Source organism: Nocardia sp. NPDC060220 (assembly GCF_042727815.1).
GTDB lineage: Bacteria > Actinomycetota > Actinomycetes > Mycobacteriales > Mycobacteriaceae > Nocardia.
In genome coordinates, this window is record NZ_JBHWZY010000021.1 from 1 (window position 1) to 18506 (window position 18506).

General features: G+C 67.0%; 16 protein-coding genes. 11 read left to right on the forward strand and 5 right to left on the reverse strand.

Features of this window, described 5'->3' with window-relative positions; genetic code table 11:
• Nucleotides 1–53: 53 nt before the first annotated feature.
• Together rplI and dnaB are read left to right on the forward strand one after the other, a co-directional pair.
• A complete protein-coding gene (rplI, locus tag ACFWF3_RS02175; protein WP_378634861.1) occupies nt 54–506 on the forward strand; it encodes a 50S ribosomal protein L9 in 453 nt (150 codons plus the stop codon).
• Nucleotides 507–1088: 582 nt separating this feature from the next.
• Nucleotides 1089–3683 carry a replicative DNA helicase gene (dnaB, locus tag ACFWF3_RS02180; RefSeq protein WP_379312110.1) on the forward strand — a complete coding sequence of 865 codons (2595 nt, stop codon included), beginning with the start codon at nt 1089–1091 and terminating at the stop codon, nt 3681–3683.
• A 23-nt stretch (nt 3684–3706) separates the two neighbouring features.
• On the opposite strand, the gene ACFWF3_RS02185 is transcribed toward dnaB, so the two are convergent.
• Nucleotides 3707–4135, reverse strand: a complete 429-nt coding sequence (locus tag ACFWF3_RS02185) for an SgcJ/EcaC family oxidoreductase (RefSeq protein ID WP_379312111.1) — start codon at nt 4133–4135, stop codon at nt 3707–3709.
• 59 nt (nt 4136–4194) lie between these two features.
• Here ACFWF3_RS02185 and ACFWF3_RS02190 point away from each other — a divergent pair, with 59 nt between their 5' ends.
• The gene (locus ACFWF3_RS02190) at nt 4195–4572 is read left to right on the forward strand and encodes a hypothetical protein (protein ID WP_379312123.1); all 378 of its coding nucleotides are present in this window, start codon (nt 4195–4197) and stop codon (nt 4570–4572) included.
• Nucleotides 4569–5708, forward strand: coding sequence for a cation:proton antiporter (locus tag ACFWF3_RS02195; protein ID WP_379312112.1), 1140 nt, complete (start codon nt 4569–4571; stop codon nt 5706–5708). The genes ACFWF3_RS02190 and ACFWF3_RS02195 overlap by 4 nt, the downstream gene beginning before the upstream one ends.
• A gap of 83 nt (nt 5709–5791) precedes the next feature.
• Here ACFWF3_RS02195 and ACFWF3_RS02200 read toward each other — a convergent pair whose 3' ends face one another.
• Both ACFWF3_RS02200 and ACFWF3_RS02205 read right to left on the reverse strand, forming a co-directional pair.
• The gene (locus ACFWF3_RS02200) at nt 5792–6157 is read right to left on the reverse strand and encodes a darcynin family protein (RefSeq protein WP_379312113.1); all 366 of its coding nucleotides are present in this window, start codon (nt 6155–6157) and stop codon (nt 5792–5794) included.
• A 45-nt stretch (nt 6158–6202) separates the two neighbouring features.
• Nucleotides 6203–7117, reverse strand: a complete 915-nt coding sequence (locus ACFWF3_RS02205; RefSeq protein WP_379312114.1) for an NAD(P)H-binding protein — start codon at nt 7115–7117, stop codon at nt 6203–6205.
• A 79-nt stretch (nt 7118–7196) separates the two neighbouring features.
• Between ACFWF3_RS02205 and ACFWF3_RS02210 the strand changes: the two genes are divergently transcribed.
• Both ACFWF3_RS02210 and ACFWF3_RS02215 read left to right on the forward strand, forming a co-directional pair.
• A complete protein-coding gene (locus tag ACFWF3_RS02210; RefSeq protein ID WP_379312115.1) occupies nt 7197–8177 on the forward strand; it encodes a LysR family transcriptional regulator in 981 nt (326 codons plus the stop codon).
• Between the two features lie 88 nt (nt 8178–8265).
• The gene (locus ACFWF3_RS02215; RefSeq protein ID WP_379312116.1) at nt 8266–9975 is read left to right on the forward strand and encodes a cutinase family protein; all 1710 of its coding nucleotides are present in this window, start codon (nt 8266–8268) and stop codon (nt 9973–9975) included.
• A 63-nt stretch (nt 9976–10038) separates the two neighbouring features.
• On the opposite strand, the gene ACFWF3_RS02220 is transcribed toward ACFWF3_RS02215, so the two are convergent.
• Entirely contained in the window at nt 10039–11217 is a 1179-nt protein-coding gene (locus tag ACFWF3_RS02220) for an MFS transporter (protein WP_379312117.1), read from the reverse strand.
• Between the two features lie 106 nt (nt 11218–11323).
• Here ACFWF3_RS02220 and ACFWF3_RS02225 point away from each other — a divergent pair, with 106 nt between their 5' ends.
• The 5 genes from ACFWF3_RS02225 (at nt 11324) to ACFWF3_RS02245 (ending at nt 17215) form a co-directional block, all read left to right on the forward strand.
• Nucleotides 11324–11773 carry a MarR family winged helix-turn-helix transcriptional regulator gene (locus ACFWF3_RS02225; protein WP_379312118.1) on the forward strand — a complete coding sequence of 150 codons (450 nt, stop codon included), beginning with the start codon at nt 11324–11326 and terminating at the stop codon, nt 11771–11773.
• Nucleotides 11774–11840: 67 nt separating this feature from the next.
• Entirely contained in the window at nt 11841–12707 is an 867-nt protein-coding gene (locus tag ACFWF3_RS02230; RefSeq protein WP_379312119.1) for a hypothetical protein, read from the forward strand.
• A gap of 287 nt (nt 12708–12994) precedes the next feature.
• A complete protein-coding gene (locus ACFWF3_RS02235; protein ID WP_379312120.1) occupies nt 12995–14347 on the forward strand; it encodes a wax ester/triacylglycerol synthase family O-acyltransferase in 1353 nt (450 codons plus the stop codon).
• A 44-nt stretch (nt 14348–14391) separates the two neighbouring features.
• Nucleotides 14392–15516, forward strand: a complete 1125-nt coding sequence (locus tag ACFWF3_RS02240) for an NAD(P)H-dependent flavin oxidoreductase (protein WP_379312121.1) — start codon at nt 14392–14394, stop codon at nt 15514–15516.
• 262 nt (nt 15517–15778) lie between these two features.
• On the forward strand, nt 15779–17215 hold the full coding sequence (locus tag ACFWF3_RS02245; protein ID WP_379312122.1) for a threonine/serine exporter ThrE family protein: 1437 nt from the start codon (nt 15779–15781) through the stop codon (nt 17213–17215).
• A 10-nt stretch (nt 17216–17225) separates the two neighbouring features.
• On the opposite strand, the gene ACFWF3_RS02250 is transcribed toward ACFWF3_RS02245, so the two are convergent.
• Nucleotides 17226–17999 (reverse strand): GntR family transcriptional regulator, encoded by a 774-nt coding sequence (locus ACFWF3_RS02250; RefSeq protein WP_358185311.1) that lies wholly within the window; start codon nt 17997–17999, stop codon nt 17226–17228.
• Nucleotides 18000–18506: the final 507 nt, after the last annotated feature.

The window sequence follows — 18506 nt, forward strand, 5'->3', positions numbered from 1 at the left end:
GTGGCTCTGCTTCCTTACGTGTCGACCGCTCGCTGAGAAAGGGAGTCACACAGATGAAGCTCATCCTCACCGCTGATGTCGACAACCTCGGCGCCCCCGGCGACCTTGTCGAGGTCAAGGACGGCTACGGCCGTAACTTCCTGCTGCCCCGCGGTCTGGCCATTCAGGCCACCCGTGGCGCCCAGAAGCAGGTCGACGGTATCCGTCGCGCCCAGGACGCCCGCAAGGTGCGCGACCTGGATCACGCCAACGAGCTGAAGCAGGCCATCGAGGGCCTCGCCGCGGTTTCGCTGACCGTGAAGACCGCCGACAGCGGCAAGCTGTTCGGTTCGGTCACCACCACCGACGTGGCTTCGGCCATCAAGGCGGCCGGTGGCCCCGTGGTCGACAAGCGCAGCATCGAGCTGCCGAAGTCGCACATCAAGGCGACCGGCAAGCACGGCATCGTGGTGCACCTGCACCCCGATGTGGCCGCGAAGTTCAACCTCGAGGTTGCTGCGAACTGAGTTCGCCGGAAACCACCCCTGTGCGTGCGCAGGGGTGGTTTCTGCTTGCCTTTTTCAGGGCGATTTTGCGATAACTGGTAGGTAGCCGATAACGCGACCGGTATGGGTGGTGTTGCGCGGCTCACGGTCGGGTATCGCTCGACCTCCGGTTATTCACCCTGTGGATGACTGCGGAAACCGACCGGCAGATTTGTGACTCCAGTCATAGCCTGCACCATCGCTGTTAACCCAACACGCCCGGCTGTTCACCTCGACCGACACGCCGGAACTTCTTTCATCCACAGGGACGAAGTTGGGCAAACCGGGGTCTAGCAGGGCGTTTTACCGTACTGACCTGGGTTTTCCCCATGTTTTCCACAGGCGCTGCACAACAACGGGTGAACTACCCCCAAGTTATCCACAGTTGTGTGCACATGTCGGGTTGGCGAGTCCGAAAACGTCGCCTAGGTTCGTCGCATTGCCCTGCGCGCGGCCCCGGGAATCACGCAGGCAACCGATTGCTGACATCCGTGTCGGTGTCCGGGAGTACAACGAGAACATCGATGTGAAACCCCGGTTCTGCGGGCAGAGAGGACTCCCCTGGTGACAACCACCGGTGACCGCGCGCAAACCGAGTTCACGCCTGAACCCCCCGGCGAGGACTTCGGTCGTCAGCCTCCGCACGATATGGCCGCTGAGCAGTCCGTCCTCGGCGGCATGCTGCTGAGCAAGGACGCCATCGCCGATGTGGTGGAGGTGCTGCGCCCCGGCGACTTCTACCGCCCCGCGCACCAGGCGATCTACGACACCATCCTCGACCTCTACGGCCGCGGCGAACCCGCCGACCCCGTCACCGTCTCGGCAGGCCTCGACCGCCGCGGCGAACTCAAGCGCATCGGTGGCCCGCCCTACCTGGTCACCCTCACCCAGACCGTCCCCACCGCGGCCAACGCCGGCTTCTACGCCGAGATCGTCGCCGAAAAGGCCATCCTGCGCCGCCTCGTCGAAGCGGGCACCCGCATCGTCCAATTCGGCTACGCCGGCGCCGACGGCCAGGACGTCGCCGAGGTGGTCGACCGCGCCCAGGCCGAAATCTACGAAGTCACCGAACGCCGCACCACCGAGGACTTCACCCCGCTGGAAGAACTCCTCCAGCCCACCATGGACGAAATCGACTCCATCGCCTCCCGTGGCGGCATCTCCCTCGGCGTCCCCACCGGCTTCACCGAACTCGACGAACTCACCAACGGGCTGCATCCCGGGCAGATGATCATCGTGGCGGCCCGACCCGGTGTGGGTAAGGCGCTGGCGCTGGACACTCCGCTGCCGACGCCTGGTGGTTGGACCACCATGGGTGAGGTTCGTGTCGGTGAGGATCTACTCGATGCACAGGGCCGTCCGACGCGCGTCGTCGCAGCGACCGAGGTCATGGTCGACCGGCCGTGCTACGAGGTCGAGTTCTCCGATGGGACAGTGCTCGTCGCAGACGAGCAACACCAGTGGTTGACCGAGACGCGCGCGTCACGCCGTTCAGCGCAGGTGTTCGCCGAAGTCCGCACCACGGCACAGATTGCCGACACCGTGCGTTGCGATACCGCGGACAAGAGGATCAACCACTCCGTCACCAACGCGGAGCCACTGCAACTACCTGAGCGCGAGCTTCTCGTCCCGCCCTACACACTGGGCGCCTGGTTGGGCGACGGCACCTCCGCGGCAGCTCAGATCACCAGTGTCGACCCGGAAATCATCGCGCGTATCGAGGCCGAAGGCATCGTGGCGGTTCCTTCACGATCGGCGCAATGGCGATTCCAGCTCACGCTCCCCGCTGATGAACCCGTCGCGGCCCGCCCCTGCGTGGTGTGCGGCACCGAATTCACTCCGTTCACCAGTGAGGTCCGTACCTGCGGCCGTTCCTGCGGCGGTAAGGCACGATTCGTCTCCGAACCCGTTCCCGCGCCGACCTGCTCGCAGTGCGGCGGCCCATCGATCGGTTTGCGTCTGTGCCAGTCGTGCCGGAATTCGGTCGGCAGCGTGCAGGCCCGGCTCCGCACGCTCGGGGTACCCGGTGACAAGCACATTCCTACTGCCTACCTGCGCTCGTCCGAATCTCAGCGTCGGGCACTCCTGGCAGGTCTGCTCGACACCGACGGGACCGTCACCCACGGCGGGTCTGCCCAGTTCGCGGTCACCAGCGAACGACTGTTCCGCGATGTTCAGGAACTGGTCGTCAGCCTCGGCTATCGCTGTGGTGTGTCGACAAAGCGGGTGCGCGGCCGTTCGGAGCAGTCGTCGACGTGCTACACACTGACGTTCGCCACGGATGACGAGGTGTTCGGTCTGTACCGGAAGGCGCTGCTGCACAAGGAACGTCGCGCCGCGGTGAGCACGGCTCGATCGAACTCCCGCTACATTGTCGATGTGCGGCGCGTCGAGTCAGTGCCCGTGCGCTGCGTCGAAGTCGACAATGCCGATCATCTCTACCTGGCCGGTCGCTCGATGGTGCCGACGCACAATTCCACGCTCGGTATGGATTTCATGCGGAGTTGCTCGATCAAGCACGGCATGGCCAGCGTCATTTTCTCGCTCGAAATGAGCCGGACCGAGATCGTGATGCGTCTGCTTTCCGCCGAGGCGAAGATCAAGCTCGGTGATATGCGGTCCGGGCGGATGAGCGATGACGACTGGACCAAGTTGGCTCGGCGGATGAGTGAGATCAGTGAGGCGCCGCTGTTCGTCGATGATTCGCCGAACTTGACCATGATGGAGATTCGGGCGAAGGCGCGGCGGCTCAAGCAGCGTCATGACCTGAAACTCGTTGTGGTGGACTACCTGCAGCTGATGAGCTCGGGCAAGAAGGTCGAATCACGTCAGCAGGAAGTCTCGGAATTCTCGCGACATCTCAAGCTGCTCGCCAAGGAACTCGAGGTTCCGGTGATCGCGATCTCGCAGCTGAACCGTGGTCCGGAACAGCGAACCGACAAGCGGCCAATGGTGTCCGATCTGCGTGAATCTGGATCGCTCGAGCAGGATGCGGACATGGTCATCCTGCTCCACCGGCCGGATGCCATCGAACGCGACGACCCCCGAGGCGGCGAGGCCGACCTCATCGTCGGCAAACACCGTAATGGTCCGACCGCCACGATCACCGTCGCCCACCAGCTGCACCTCAGCCGTTTCGTCGATATGGCCCGCGGCTGACCAGCCGCCGCGCCACGGTGGGATCACCCCGCTGACGGGACCAGGGTGTTCTGCCGGGCGGCGGTCCACCACTGCCCGTTCTGCTCGACCAGTACGTACAGCGCGACCATTGCCGGTTCGGTGTCGATCAGGGTGCCGTCGGCGGTGGTGGCGCGTGCGGTCTTGTGGGCGATGGCCACATCCGGGCGCAGAAAGGTCACGTCGACGACGTCGTATCGAACGTATTCGTCCTTCAGGAATCCGGCCAGCCCACGCCGGTTCGCGTCGAGCAGCGCGTCGTGTCCACTGATCAGCATGCCGACGGCATTGCCGACCACCGCGTTCGCGGTGAACTGTGCGGTCATGAGTTCCGCGTCGTTGGTGTTGTAGGCGGTCTGCGTGTCGGTGATGATCCGGCCTTCCCGCCCGAGTTCGCTGACGCCGATACCGATCGCGAAACCGATCGGCGACATCCGGCGACCTCCCGGGGAATCGGTCGGGTGCGGCGGATGATGGGTCGATGGCTGACCAGATTCTGCAGGTGGAGTGGAAGTCCGCTCCGGAAGATCATGACTATCCCGCTGCCGCCGACTATCTCGATCTGCTGGGCGACAAGGCGATGGTCGACGCGATCGTGGCCGAGCTCAGGGCCGCGCCGGTGGTGGTCAAGAAGGCGAAGGACATTCTGCGGGCGTCCCAGCTCGAAGCCCTCACGCCGGACAATCCGCATGTGCGCAGAGACCTGCTCAAGGTGAACGAGGGCAAGAAGCTCTCGCCGATCCTGCTGGTGCGGGGTGACTGCCGCGCGAATGTGCCGATGCTGATCGCCGACGGTTATCACCGTGTGTGCGCGCTGTACTGGGCCGACGAGAACGTCGAGATCCCCGCCAAGATCGCCGCGATGCCATGACGTTCGCAACCCTGGCGCTGGTGGTGGCGCTCGGGTTGATCGGGCCACTGCTCGCCCTGCCGAGACAGCTGTATCTGCCGGTGCTGCTCGGCGAACTCGTCGCGGGAATCATCTTCGGCACCACCGGTCTTCGCATCCTCGACCCCACCGATCCGATCTTCGTCTTCCTCGCCGACATGGGCTTCGCGCTGGTGATGTTCGCCGCGGGTACCCATGTGCCGGTGCGTGATCCGCGGGTCCGGACCGCGCTCGGTATCGGCGTGGTGCGTGCCGTGCTGGTCGGCGTGGTCGCGGCGGTGGCGGGCTGGGCGGTGGCGCAGGCGTTCGACGTCGGGCACGCGGCGGTCTACGCGGTGCTGATGGCGTCGTCGTCCGCGGCGATGGCGTTGCCCATCATCGACTCGATGCGGTTGAGTGGGCCGCCGGTGCTCGCGCTCACCGCGCAGGTGGCCATCGCCGACACCGCCTGCATCGTCGCGCTGCCGCTGGTGATCGATCCGGCGAACGCAGGCAGAGCCGCGATCGGCGCGGTGGTCGTGGCGCTCTGCGCGACCGTGATGTTCTTCGTACTGCGCTATCTCCAGACATCGGGTGCGCAGCGTCAGGTGCACGAGGTGTCCGAGGACCGGAAATTCACGCTGGAACTGCGGGTGAGTCTGGTTCTGGTGTTCGCGCTGTGCGGGGTGGCCAGCGCGATGCACGTGTCGATCATGCTCGGCGGGTTCGCGGCGGGGTTGGCGGTGGCCGGTGTCGGCGAACCACGTCGGGTGGCCAAGCAGGTGTTCGCGATCAGCGATGGGCTGCTCGCTCCGCTGTTCTTCGTCTGGCTCGGCGCCCGGCTCGATCTGCGCGAGTTCGGGGAACACCCGCAGTTCATCCTGCTCGGCTCGGTACTCGGCCTCGGGGCTGTCGGCGTGCACTGTGCGGCGCGACTGCTCGGCCAGCCGGTCGCCTACGGCACACTCGCCGCGGCACAGATCGGGGTGCCGGTCGCGGCGGTGACCGTCGGCAGTCAGCTGGGGGTGCTCGTGCCGGGTGAGGGCTCGGCGATCATGCTGGCGGCGCTGTGCACCATCGCGGCGGCGACGGTGGCGGCCGGACGACTCGCGGCGAAAGCGCCGGCGAGCAGTCCATGAGCCGCGCCAGAGCACCCCGGACGGGTGGCACAGCACCGCATCGGCGGCACTGCGCACCCGAACACTGCGTCGGACAATCGGTTTCAGGTGCTGATAGTGGCGACGGTATCGAGACCGTAGGTGCGCGCGTAGCCGTTCTCGGTGCCCACGAGGAGGTCGACGACCTCGAAATAGCGGTCCCAGAAAGGGGTTTCGCGCAGGGCATCGATGAGCAGTTGGTAGGCGTGGTGACTTTCCGCTTCCCATACCCAGACATCGGTGACGCGGACGGAGTAGAACTCGGTGTCGTAGAAGCGTGACCGCACACCGGTGGTCTTGGCTTCGATAGCGGGCAGGACCTGGGTGGTGAAGGCGTCCACACGTTCCGGGACGGTCAGGGCGAGCCATTCGGGTGTGGTCTTGACGAGCATGAATGCCGTGACCGGGGGTTCGGTGTGCGCAGCGGGCATGAAAATGTCTCCAAAGGTCTTGGTGGCACGGGTCGGAGGGTGGGTTCAGGAGAAGACAGCGGGCTTCAGGGTGGTGGCGCACCACTGCTCGAAGCTGGTGGGAGACGCCGTTTCCGGAGTGCGGGTGACACCGGCGTCGAGGCCCTGGTCCTTGGCTCGCTTCATGTCGACGACTCCCTGGGCGAACGCCGCGTCGAGGCCGTAGCCCACGAGAGTGGTGTGTAGTTCGTCGAGGGACTGACGTTCGTAACGGACGGGGCGGTCGAGCTGTTCGGTCATGATGCGGGCCAGGTCGTTGGGTGACAGGTCCTGCGGGCCGAGGACGGGGACGCTGTCGACACCGGTCCATGAGCGGTCGAGCAGCAGCTCGGCGGCGACGGCCGCGATGTCGGCGACCGCGACCATCGGGGCCTTGCGGTCGGCGTCGACGACATCGACGAACACGCCCTTGTCGCGGATCGAGTCGATGTCCTCCAGGAGGTTCTCGAAGAAGGACGGATTGGCCAATGCCCGGTAGGCGACGCCGCTCCCGGCGATGAGGTCGTCCATGGCCAGGGACGCGGTGACCAAGCCGGCGTGGTCGGCGAGCGGGGTGCCGCGGCCCAGTGCCGACACCGCGACGACCCAGCCGACACCATGGGCTGCGAGCGCCCGTGCGGCGGGGCTGGTGAAACCGCTCCAGCCGTCGTGCGGGGGTCGGGAGGAATCAGGGGGGACGAGCCAGAACACGGCGTCCGCGCCGTCGAAGGCTCGATCGAGGACGTGGGCGTCCGCGTGCGAGCCGGTGATCACCTCGACGCGTCCGCGTGGGGTGTCGGGCAGGCGCGCGGGATCACGCACGATCACCCGCAATTCCTCCTCCGAATCCAGGAGCTGGGCGAGTAGGGGACGGCCGATGTTCCCCGTGGGAGCGGTGATGACGATCATGTTCGCCTCGCAGGTAGTGGTGAATCGGGACACCCGTCATCCTGCGGAGAACCACGTATTGCCACAATAGGAATTTCAGCACGGAATTATTGACTGAAATGGAATGATGCTGGTGAACAGCTCTGATCCGGTCGTCGACGCCAATCTCGCCCTTGCGCTGGACGCCTTGCTGGCCGAGAACAGCGTCACCCGCGCCGCCGCCCGCCTGCACACCTCGCCCGCGGCGATGAGCCGCACCCTCGCCCGGTTGCGCCGCATCCTCCAAGATCCCCTCCTGGTCCGGGCCGGACAGACCATGGTCCCCACCCCACGTGCCGAGGCCCTGCGCGAAGAAGCCGCCGCGGTGGTGCGGAGTCTCGGAGCACTGCTCAGTCCCGGTTCCGGCGTCGATCCCGCCGGTCTGAGCAGCACCTTCACCCTCCAAACCGCCGACCTGGTCGGCGCGGCGCTGGCGCCCCGGCTGCTGGCGCTGGCCGCACAGGAGGCGCCGGGGGTCTCGTTCCGGCTGCTGGCCGAAGAGTGGGAGGCGGGATCCGCGCTGCGCGACGGCCGGATCGATCTGGAGGTCGGGTCCATCGATCACGTCGATCCCGAAACCCAGGTCGAGGAATTGGTGACGCTGCGCATCGTGGCGGCCGTCCGACCGGGCCACCACCTGACCGAAGAACCCTTGACCCCGGCCCGGCTCGCTGCCGCCCAGCACGTCGCGGTCAGCCGCCGTGGCCGATTCACCGGCCCGCTCGACGCGGCGCTGGCCGAGCAGCACCTCCGGCGGCGGGTCAGCGTCGTCCTGCCCAGCCACCTGGCCGCCATGACCCTCGCCGCCCGCTCCGACATCGTCTGCCTGGTCCCCGCCGCGCTCCCCGGCGCCGAACCGTCGCCCCTCACCGACGACGCGACCGCCCTCGGCCTGCGTCTGCTCGACATCCCCCTGGCCCTACCGCCCCTCACGATCGGCATGGCCTGGCACCCCCGTCACACCGCCGACGGTGCCCACCAGTGGCTCCGCGACGCCATCCGCCGGACCTTCTCGGTGAGAGCGATCGCGCATGACCCAGGAAATGGGGGCAGGGCTTCCCGTTTGCGTCAGTAACGATCTTGCTGGTGGGCGCGACATTGTTCGTGACATGCGGCCCGTCGGGGGGCCTGCCCACCTGTAGGTCATTCGAACGGGATCACATATGAATCTGCGTGAGTTTCTCGCGAAACATCGCATTGCTTCAGCTGTTGCCGCGCCTGCGGCGTTGGGTGTCGCGGCGATTGTCGCCGCGTCCTTCGCGGTGACGTCGCAGCCGAAATCACCCAGCTACGAGCTGACGACGTCGGTGACGGAGTGCCGCGAGATGGTGACCATCTCGGTGGCCGGACGCAACGACACCCCGGTCGAGGGCACGACGGCGATGCTGCTCGATGCCAACGGGAATCCGCTGCCCGCCGCGCTGTCGGGCGACCACAGCAGTGTGTGGGTGGATCCGGTGGTGAACGCCCCGCGTGACGACGTGGCCGAGGGCGACTACGCGGCGGTGTACATCGCCTACCCGGCCGATCTGGCGAGCTATGAGGACGCGGTCAACCGGGGTGTGGAGAACACCCAGCAGGTGATGCGCGAGATCTCGGCGGCCTGCCCGGACACCAAATTCTCGATCGTGGGCTACAGCGAGGGCGCCGATGTGGTGCGTCGCGTGGCCGAGGGCATCGGCAACGACGACCCTGCCGACGGGTACGCGACCGTGAACCCGGACGACGTGCTCGGTGTGGTGATGTTCGCCGATCCGGGCCGCAAGGCAGGCGACGGCACCTTCCTCGGTGCGGACGACCCGTTCGCGCGCCCCGACAACTTCGACCAGAAGTACCAGGACGGCAAGACCCCGATCTCGGGTCAGGGCGTCACCACGGGCGCTGATTTCGGTGCGCTCAACGGCAAGATCGCCTCCTTCGGCTCCGAGGGCGACCTCACCTGCGCGGCACCGGACAACATCTCCCTGCTGCAGCTGGCCGCCAATGTGGGTCGTCAGATCAATATCGACGAACTGCAGCGCGCCGACCTGGAGCGCAACGGCATCACGGCGATCACCCCGGCGATGGGCCAGGACATGGCGTTCACGCTGGGCCGGATCGCGATGGCCGCGTTCTCCGACATCGGCTCGAACCCGAACTGGATGGCCAGCGACGAAACCTTCCTCGACGTGCTGCTGAAGGTGTCGGACCCGGATTACAAGCCGGGACAGACCACCACGCCCGCGAAGGCCGACGTGATCGCCGGTGAGCAGCTCTCGCCGCTGGCGTACCTGCCGCAGAAGATCTTCAACGAGATCGTGGGGCTGATCGTGACGAACCAGAACACGATCCCGGTGGTGATGAACGATCCGTACCAGCTGACTCTCGGCCCGAACGGCACCGGTCACCACTTCGACTACTGGCGTGACTCCGACGCCGCGAACGGCAAGCCGCTGACCTCGGCGGAGTACGCGGCAGCCTGGCTGACGCACCTGGCCAAGCAGGCGCAGGCGGGCGAGACCATCGACACGAAGGCCGCGCCGGACGATGCCTCGGTGACCGCCGCACTGGCGGCTCCGACGAAGCCCGCGACGACCACCACCGCGCCGACCAGCACGTCCAAGACCTCCGCGAAGTCGACGACGAGCCCCAAGCCGACCACCACGTCCAAGACGGGCACCAGCACCACGGCACCGTCCACGACGGTGGCCCCGTCGACGACCACACCGTCGACGACCACACCGGAACCGGCGACCAACCAGGCGGCCGCTCCGGCCCCGACGACCACCGTGGCCCCCACCACGACGGTCGCACCGACCACGACGGTGGCTCCCACCACGACGGTCGAGCCGACCACCACCGTTGCCCCGACAACCACCCCGTCGGCCAACTAGTCACGAACCACGAAATCCCCGGTGGGCAGCGTTATCCGCTGCGCACCGGGGATTTTCGTCTGTCTAGACCGAGACGGGTTCGGGGACCGAAGGCCGAACGGCGCGTTCACCGCGAGTCGCGGCGACCAACACCAGCAGCCCGGTGACCGCGAATCCCATCCCGACCCACAGCGGCGACACCCAGCCGAACCCGGCGCTGATCGCCAGCCCGGACAGCCACACGCCGAGGAAGTTGCCCACGTTGAAGGCCGCGATATTGGCCGACGAGGCGAGAGTCGGTGCGGCACCGGCATTGTCGAGCACCCGCATCTGGAGACCGGGGGTGGCGCCGAAGCCGAAGAATCCCATGGCGGGGAGCAACAGCAGTGCCGCGATCCGGTAGTCGGCGAGCAGTGCGAATGCCGCCAGCGAGAGCGCGAGGGCCAGCGTGAGCGCGAGCAGGGTGCGGGTGAGTGCGCGGTCGGCCCAGCGGCCGCCGAGCAGATTGCCGAAGAACAGGCCGACCCCGAACAGCACCAGCAGCCAGGGCACCATCGCTTCGGAGAAGCCGGTGACGCGGGTGAGCAGCGGTTCGATGTACATGAAGGCACCGAACATCCCGCCGAACACGAGCACGGTCATGACCAGCGAGTACCAGACCTGGGTGTTGCGGAAGACCGACAACTCGGCCCGCAGGTTCGGGCGTTCGCGGGTGGCGGGCGCGTCGGGGACGAGCGCGGTGATGCCGGCCAGCGCGACCAGCCCGACCACGGTGATCACCACGAACGTGGCCCGCCAGCCCCACTGCTGGCCGATGAACGTCCCCAGCGGAACGCCGAGAACATTGGCGACGGTGAGCCCGCCGAACATGATCGAGATGGCTCCGGCCTTCTTCTCGGGCGCGACGAGCGAGGAGGCCAGCACGGCCCCGATGCCGAAGAACGCACCGTGGGCGAGGGCCGCGAGCACCCTCCCGCCGAGCAGCGCGGCGTAGCCGGGAGCCAGCGCCGAGGCCGCGTTGCCGACGGTGAACAGGACCATGAGCAGCTGCAATGCCCGCTTGGGCTGCCACCGGTTGACCAGTGGGGTCAGCGCGAGCGCGCCGATGACGACGGCCAGCGCGTACCCGGAGATGAGGTAGCCCGCGGTGGGCACCGAGACGCCGAGGTCGGCCGCCACCGGAGAGAGCAGCCCCGCGATGACGAATTCGGTGAGTCCGATGCCGAAGCCCCCGAGCGCGAGAGCGATGAGACCGAGTGGCATGTGAACGCTTCTTTCCATCAGGGGCCGATTACCCGCGTAGGCAACTAATGCTGACCGACGATAGTTGCACACGCGCTATATTGCAACCGCCAGCTATACTCGGCGCATGGGTATTGCTGATGACGCCATCGAGGTACGGGCGACCGGCTGGCGCACCCTGGCCGCGCTGCACGGGCACATCGAGACCACGCTCGAACGCGAGCTGGTGCGCGAACACGAGCTGTCGATCGTCGAGTTCACCGTGCTCGACGCACTGGCCCGGCAGGACGGCTGGCACATGCGGATCTCCCAGCTGGCCCGCGCGGCCGCACTGTCGGCGAGCGCGACCACCCGGCTGGTCAACCGGCTGGAAGACCGCGGCTTCCTGGTGCGCGTACTGTGCGCCGACGACCGCCGCGGCATCTACACCGAGCTCACCGAAACCGGCAGGGCCGCCTACGAAAAGGCGAAACCGACCCACGATCGAGCACTCGAGAAGGCACTCGCCGACGCGGAGCAGATCCCGGAACTCGCCCCCCTGGTTGGTTTTCTGCACCGGGTTCCGGCGCCGAGCTGACACGCGACATCGATACCAACGCGCCGATCATGGTGACTGTTGCGAGCACCGGTGCAATGATCGCTGGGTGACTCAGTGGCTCCCACTCCTCGGCTCGCTCCCCGTCGCCGGCGCAGTTCTGGTCGGCGTCATCGCCAACAACCGAACCCACCGGGAAGGAATCGCGGCCGCCGACGAGCGCGGCAGGCAGGCACTCGACGCCGCGCAGCGCAATGTCGAACTGTCGAACATGGTGGGTGACCAGCGCGATCACGAGGCGTGGCGCCGCGAGGCGGTGCTCGCCGCAGTCGCCTCGATCCTGGAGATGTCGGCCTCGGTGCGCGCCGACCTGACCACCTGCGGTGAATGGGATCTGGTCACCACCGACGAGATCGACAGCGTCAGCGCGCAGATCCATAAGGTGATCTGGGATCGCCCGGGCGGCACGCTGACTCGCCTTCGAGTGGTGGCGCATCGCCGGATTCCCAACAAGTGCGAAGACCTGCTGCGCACCCTCACCGCCGCCCAGCACATCACGATGCAGCGGCTGAAACTGCACATCGACGTGGAGGCGACCGTCGAGGAGCTGGAGCAGATGGCGTCGCTGTGGCAGAAGGCGATGCGCCATGCCGCCGAACAGGAGCGTGCGCTGGTCGAGACGACGCGCATCGAGCTCGGTATCGAGATCGCCTCGAAAGGTGGCGGGGCGGACCCGGTTCCGGCGCCGCAGCCGGTGGTCGCCGAAACCCGTTCGGAAGAAATCGCATTCGAGGAAGTCACCGCCGAAAAACCCACCGAGTCCGAGCCGACGGCCGAGCCCGAGCAGTCGACCGAGCCGCAACAGCCCACCGAGGCACCGCAGCTCATCGAGGCGCAGCTCACGAATGAGACACCGCAGGAAGACGATCCGCGCGACGCCGTCGACCCGCGCGAAGCGCAGACCGTCAAAGTCTGACCCGAACAGGAAATCGGGCCGCGACATGTAGTGTCGCGGCCTGCTTTCGTCGAGCTCTACTCATCCACGGGGCGCCGTGTTCGCTCAGCTCGAGCATCCAGTACTCTTCCGCGAGCTGAACATCCGGTGAACACCATGGAGTTCGTGATGGTCCGGGCGTTCAGCTGACGTGACCCCGGACGGACGGGTAACTTGGATATACGGCACGCAGGGGTGCCGAACCCGACAGCGTGGTCGATCGTCTGAAGACTTTGCACCGATCCACTCTCGTCAGGGGGCGATCTTTCATGGATCTCATCGCGCCGTTGGATGCGCTGTTTTTGCTCGCGGAATCTCGTGAGCACCCGATGCACGTCGGCTCACTGCAATTATTCGAACCGCCCGAGGACGCCGGGCCCGACTATCTGCGCGAGTTCCGCGCGGCCTTGCTGGCCGACAAGACCGTTCGGCCTACGTTCGGCAAGCGGCCCGCCACCTGGCTGGGCGCACCGCAGATGGCGTGGACCCAGGACGACGACGTCGACCTGGACTATCACGTCCAGCGCAGCGCCCTGCCCGGGCCGGGCCATATCGACCAGCTGCTCGACCACGCGTCGACCTTGCACAGCGCCCTGCTCGACCGGCACCGCCCGATGTGGGAGCTGCACTTCGTGGAGGGCTTGGCCGACGGGCGCTTCGCGCTCTACTCGAAGATGCATCACGCACTGGTGGACGGCGTGTCGGCCCAGCGCCTCATGCGGCGCACGCTGACCACCGACCCGTTCGCGACCGAGCTCAGGCGGCCGTGGAACCTGCCGCGCAAGCTCGGCCCGCCGCGCCCCGGCAAATCCCGGCTCGGCAGCCTGATCGATACCGTCACATCGGCGCGTTCGTCGACCACCGCGTTGATGAAGGCCACCCGCACCGGTCTGGTGCAGCAGCAGCTCACCTTGCCGTTCGAGGCGCCGCGCACGCTGTTCAACGTGCCGATCGGCGGTGCCCGCAAATGCGCGGTGCGCAGTTGGTCGATGGATCGGGTCAAGCAGGTGAAGAAGGCGACCGGGGCCACCGTGAACGATGTGGTGCTGGCGATGTCGGCGGGTGCGCTGCGGGCCTACCTGCTCGAGCGCGACGCCTTGCCGGACAAGCCGATGATCGCGATGGTGCCGATGTCGTTGCGCGAGGAAGACGACGTCGACAGCCAGGGCGTGAAAGTCGCGGCGCTGCTGTGCAATCTGGGCACCGATATCGCGGACCCGCTGGAACGCCTGCGGGTGGTGAGCGAGTCGACGCGTCGCAACAAGGAGGTGTACCACTCGCTCACCCCGGCGCAGACGCTGGCGATGGCCGGGGTGATGTTGAGTCCGATGGCGGCGATGCTGCTGCCCGGGTTCGCCTCGGTGGCGACGCCGCCGTTCAATATCGTCATCTCGAATGTGCCCGGAGCGCGCGAGTCGCTGTACTGGAACGGTTCGCGTCTGGACGCCACCTATCCGCTGTCGATCCCGCTCGACGGGCAGGCCGTGAACATCACGCTCACCTCCAGCGGTGACAACCTCGATTTCGGTCTGGTCGGCTGCCGTCGCACGCTGCCCGACCTGCATCGACTGCTCGATCACCTCGAGGATTCGCTGGCCGCGCTGGAGGATGCCGCGCTGTAGAAATTAACCGTTCTCGACTAAACTAGAACGTGTTACAGTTCGGTATGCGTACCGAATTCTGCGAACAGCTCGGCATCGAGTTCCCCATCTTCGCCTTCACCCACTGCCGCGACGTCGTGGCGGCGGTGAGCAACGCGGGCGGATTGGGGGTGCTCGGCGCGGTCGGCTTCACCGCCGAACAGCTCGAGGTGGAGCTGGCCTGGCTCGACGAACACGTCACCGGGATCTACGGCGTCGACCTGGTGATCCCGTCGAAATACGAGGGCAAGGGCGTCGACGGGCTCACCCCCGAACAGCTGGAAAAGCAGCTGGCGCAGATGGTTCCGCAGGGCCATCGCGACTTCGCCCAGCAGATCCTCACCGATCACAACGTGCCCGCGCTGCCCGACGGTGAGCACCACAACGAGCTGCTCGGCTGGACCGCGACCACCGCGGGACCGCAGGTCGACGTCATCCTGAACCACCCCAAGGCCAAGCTCGTCGCCAACGCGCTGGGCACCCCGCCCGACGACGTGGTCAAGCGCATCCAGGACTCCGGCCGGGTGATCGGCGCGCTGTGCGGTTCGGTCAAGCACGCGATGAACCACAAGGCGGCCGGCCTCGACTTCGTGGTGTGCCAGGGCACCGAGGGCGGCGGGCACTGCGGCGAGGTGTCCTCGCTGGTGCTGTGGCCGCAGGTGATCGACGCGATCGGCGATGTACCGGTACTGGCCGCCGGTGGCATCGGCAACGGCGCGCAGGTCGCGGCGGCGCTGGCGATGGGCGCGGCGGGCGCGTGGACCGGGTCGCTGTGGCTCACCGTCGAGGAGGCCAACGTGCCGCCCGCCCAGATGGACACCTACCTCGAGGCGACCAGCCACGACACCATCCGCTCGCGTTCCTGGACCGGCAAGCCGTGCCGCATGCTGCGCAACGACTGGACCGACGCCTGGGAGTCCACCGAGACCCCCGACCCGCTGCCGATGCCGCTGCAGATGATGGTGGCCCTCGACGGCGTCAAGCGCGGCCACCGCTACCCCGAGGCCGCCAAGGACGTGAACTTCAACCCGGTCGGCCAGGTGGTCGGCATGATGAACAAGGTCGAACGCAGCGCCGACGTGGTCAACCGCCTCGTCGAGGAATACGTCACCGCCTACGACCGGCTGGTCCGCCTCGCCGGGGACTCCTAGCTGGTCCGCCTCTCCGGGAACTTCCAGCCAGACTCGAGTGCCGGGGTAGTCGGCGACGCGGCGAGCTCCCAGCCTCGCCGGTGAGCCCGTTCCCGGTGAGTTACCCATGTAGTCGCGAGATCTCGGGATGCGGTCCGATTCCATCCGTTTGCTGGGTCCATTCATTGCGCGGAAGAGGCACTACACTCGGCGTATCTACCCTGCGGGGCGGTGTTCGGACACCGTCCCGCAGCATTGCCCAGCGGTTGCGGACGGCGGTGACATGGGTTCGGAGGAATACGCGAGCAAGACCTGGAACGTGGCCAGAACCCGGGTTACGCACGCCATCGCCAAGGTCCGCGAGCAATACGCGAAGGCCGCGCCGCGACCCACCGAGCACGAACCCGTCGACCCGCCCGTACCCGCCGATCTGCTGAATCTGCTGTGTCGCATCGGCGTGGCGCTGGTCGGCGCCGGCGAGACCTCCGCACGGGTGCAGGTCATCCTCGACAAGCTGTCGCGGCGCTACGGCACCGACAATATCCACTTCATGGTGCTGCCCACCGCGGTCTTCGTCCGGGTGCGCACCGACGAAAGCTCCGCCATCGACATGCTCGACGCCCGCGTCGGCACCCTGCCGCTCGACCAGATCGACGGCCTCTACCGGCTGATCGACCAGATCGAGCAGGACGCGCCGCCGCCGAGCCGGGCATCGAGGGATCTCGACAAGATCCTGACCCAGAAACCCGGCAGCCCACCGTGGCTGATCCTGCTCGGGCAGGTCGTGCTGACCGTCGGCATCGGCATGATGCTCAACCCGGGCGCACGGGCGCTGGTCGGCTATGTGGTGCTCGGGCTGGTCGTCGGTGTGCTGACTCAGCTCGCCGATCGGGTGCGGCTGCTGTCGATGGCGTTGCCGGTGGTCGCGTCGGCGGTGGTCGCGGTGCTCGCGTACGGCTTTCCCGGCGCGCTCGCCGGTGGGCAGCCGCAGCAACTGCTGATTCCGGCGGTCGCGACGCTGCTGCCCGGTGCGATGCTCACCAACGGCACGATCGAGTTGGCGACCGGGTCGATGGTGGCCGGTGCCAGCCGGGTCGTCTACGGCATCAACATGCTGTTCCTGCTCGCGCTGGGTTCCTACGTGGGGATCAGTGTGCTCGGGCCGCTGTCGGATCCGCCGGTGAGCAGTGCCCAATTGGGGTGGTGGGCACCGATAGTCGGGGTGCTGCTGATCGGGTACGGGCATTCGTGGCGGTCGAGCGCACCGCAGAACACGGTGGGCTGGCTGCTGCTCGTCCTCTACATCACCTACGCGGCGCAGGTCCTCGGCAAGCATGTGTCCGGTCCGCTGACCGGCACGTTCCTCGGCGGCCTGGTCGCCGTGAACGCCGCGTATCTGATCCAGGGCCGCAAGCACGCGCCACCGACCCAGGTGGCGTTCCTGCCCGCGTTCTGGATGCTGGTGCCTGGCGGGATCAGCCTCACCGGGATCTCCGACCTCGTCACGCATTCGCTGTCGGGGGTGTCGACCGGCGGGCTGGAGGTGCTGGTCTCGGCGCTGCTGTCGGTGATGTCGATCGCGTTGGGCGTGATGGTCGGCTCCGGTCTGGCCACCGCGCACACACCGCGCGTGAGCACCATCATCGACACGGTGGTGCCACACCATCTGCCGTGGGTGCACACCGCGGAGACGACGAAGAAATCCGACTCAGACAGCTAGCCGGGGCGGTTCAGACGGCCGAGCTCAGCGGCACGGTGTGGACCGGAGTCTCGCCGACGAGTTGCCCGAAGCGGGCGATCACCTTCTCGTGGTACAGCGCGAACAGGTCACCGAACAGCGCGAGTTGCGCCTCGCTCGGCGCGGATTCGGCATCCCACACCGCGAGCAGCGCGCGCCAGACGAGCACGTGCAGATCGGGCGCGACGGCGAAATAGGCGGCGACTGCCTCCGGCACCTCGACGACCATATCGGCGATCGAATTCAGTACCGCGCGTTGCATACTCATCTCGAGCACGCCGAGTAGCTTGCGCACCAGCGCGATCTCGGCGGCGATGATGCGCGCGTGGTCGGGCACGGCCTGACGTGCCATCGCCTCCAGCTCGTCGACGGCGGCGGCGAGCTCGGCCGGATCGAGCACCTTCTCCCCCGCCGTATAGGCGAGCAGCGCCTCACCCACGATGCCGCGTTCGACCTCGACGATGTCGGTGAACATCTCGGCGGCGACCGCGGGCGCGGTGATCGAGAACCGGAACAGGTGCCGGTAGACGTCCATACCGCCCTCGACGCGGACATCGCGGATGGTGAAGCCCTTACCTCGCCTGGCCTCGACGAATCCGTAGGACTCGAGGCGTCCGAGGATGAGCTGGGCGGTAGCGCGGTTCATCCCGAACTCGTCGGCGACCTGGCGAACCGACGGCATCAGCTCGCCGGGCCGGTACTCACCGGTGGCTACGCGGCGCGCCAACTCATCGGCGACGTCGGCGACCACCGTCCGGGATCCCATCGAAACAACACCTCTCGGTCATGATCCGGCTACGTCCCAGACAGTTTAGGCGCTCTGTCCTCGGAGCGCTGGCGCGCTCGGATCGCGGCCCTCCGGGCCCCGAATAAAACTTTCTGGCGATCGCACCGCAACCGAGGCACGCCACAGCTCCGATCAGCGAGCTTTCCTTCTGGCGCGCCGTTCGGCTGGATCAGACAGCGCTGTGCGACACCGTGATTGAATACGCAGGCAACGGGGCAGCTAAACATCTTGGGAGGATCTGGGAGAACGATTCGGCTCGCCGCGAGCGCGGTGCCGCATGTCCGTAGGGAGGGAAGAATCGGGCTCGAAAGGCCGTGACTCGAGCGCGCCAGCGCTCAAAAAACTCAGATCATGTCTTTTTTGTCCAGCCAGCGCATGACCGGCCAGCCGAGACCCACCGGGATCCAGCAGGTCAGCACGCGGTAGAGCAGGACGGCTGGGACCGCGATCTCGGCCGGGACGCCGAACGCCGCGAGACCACCGATC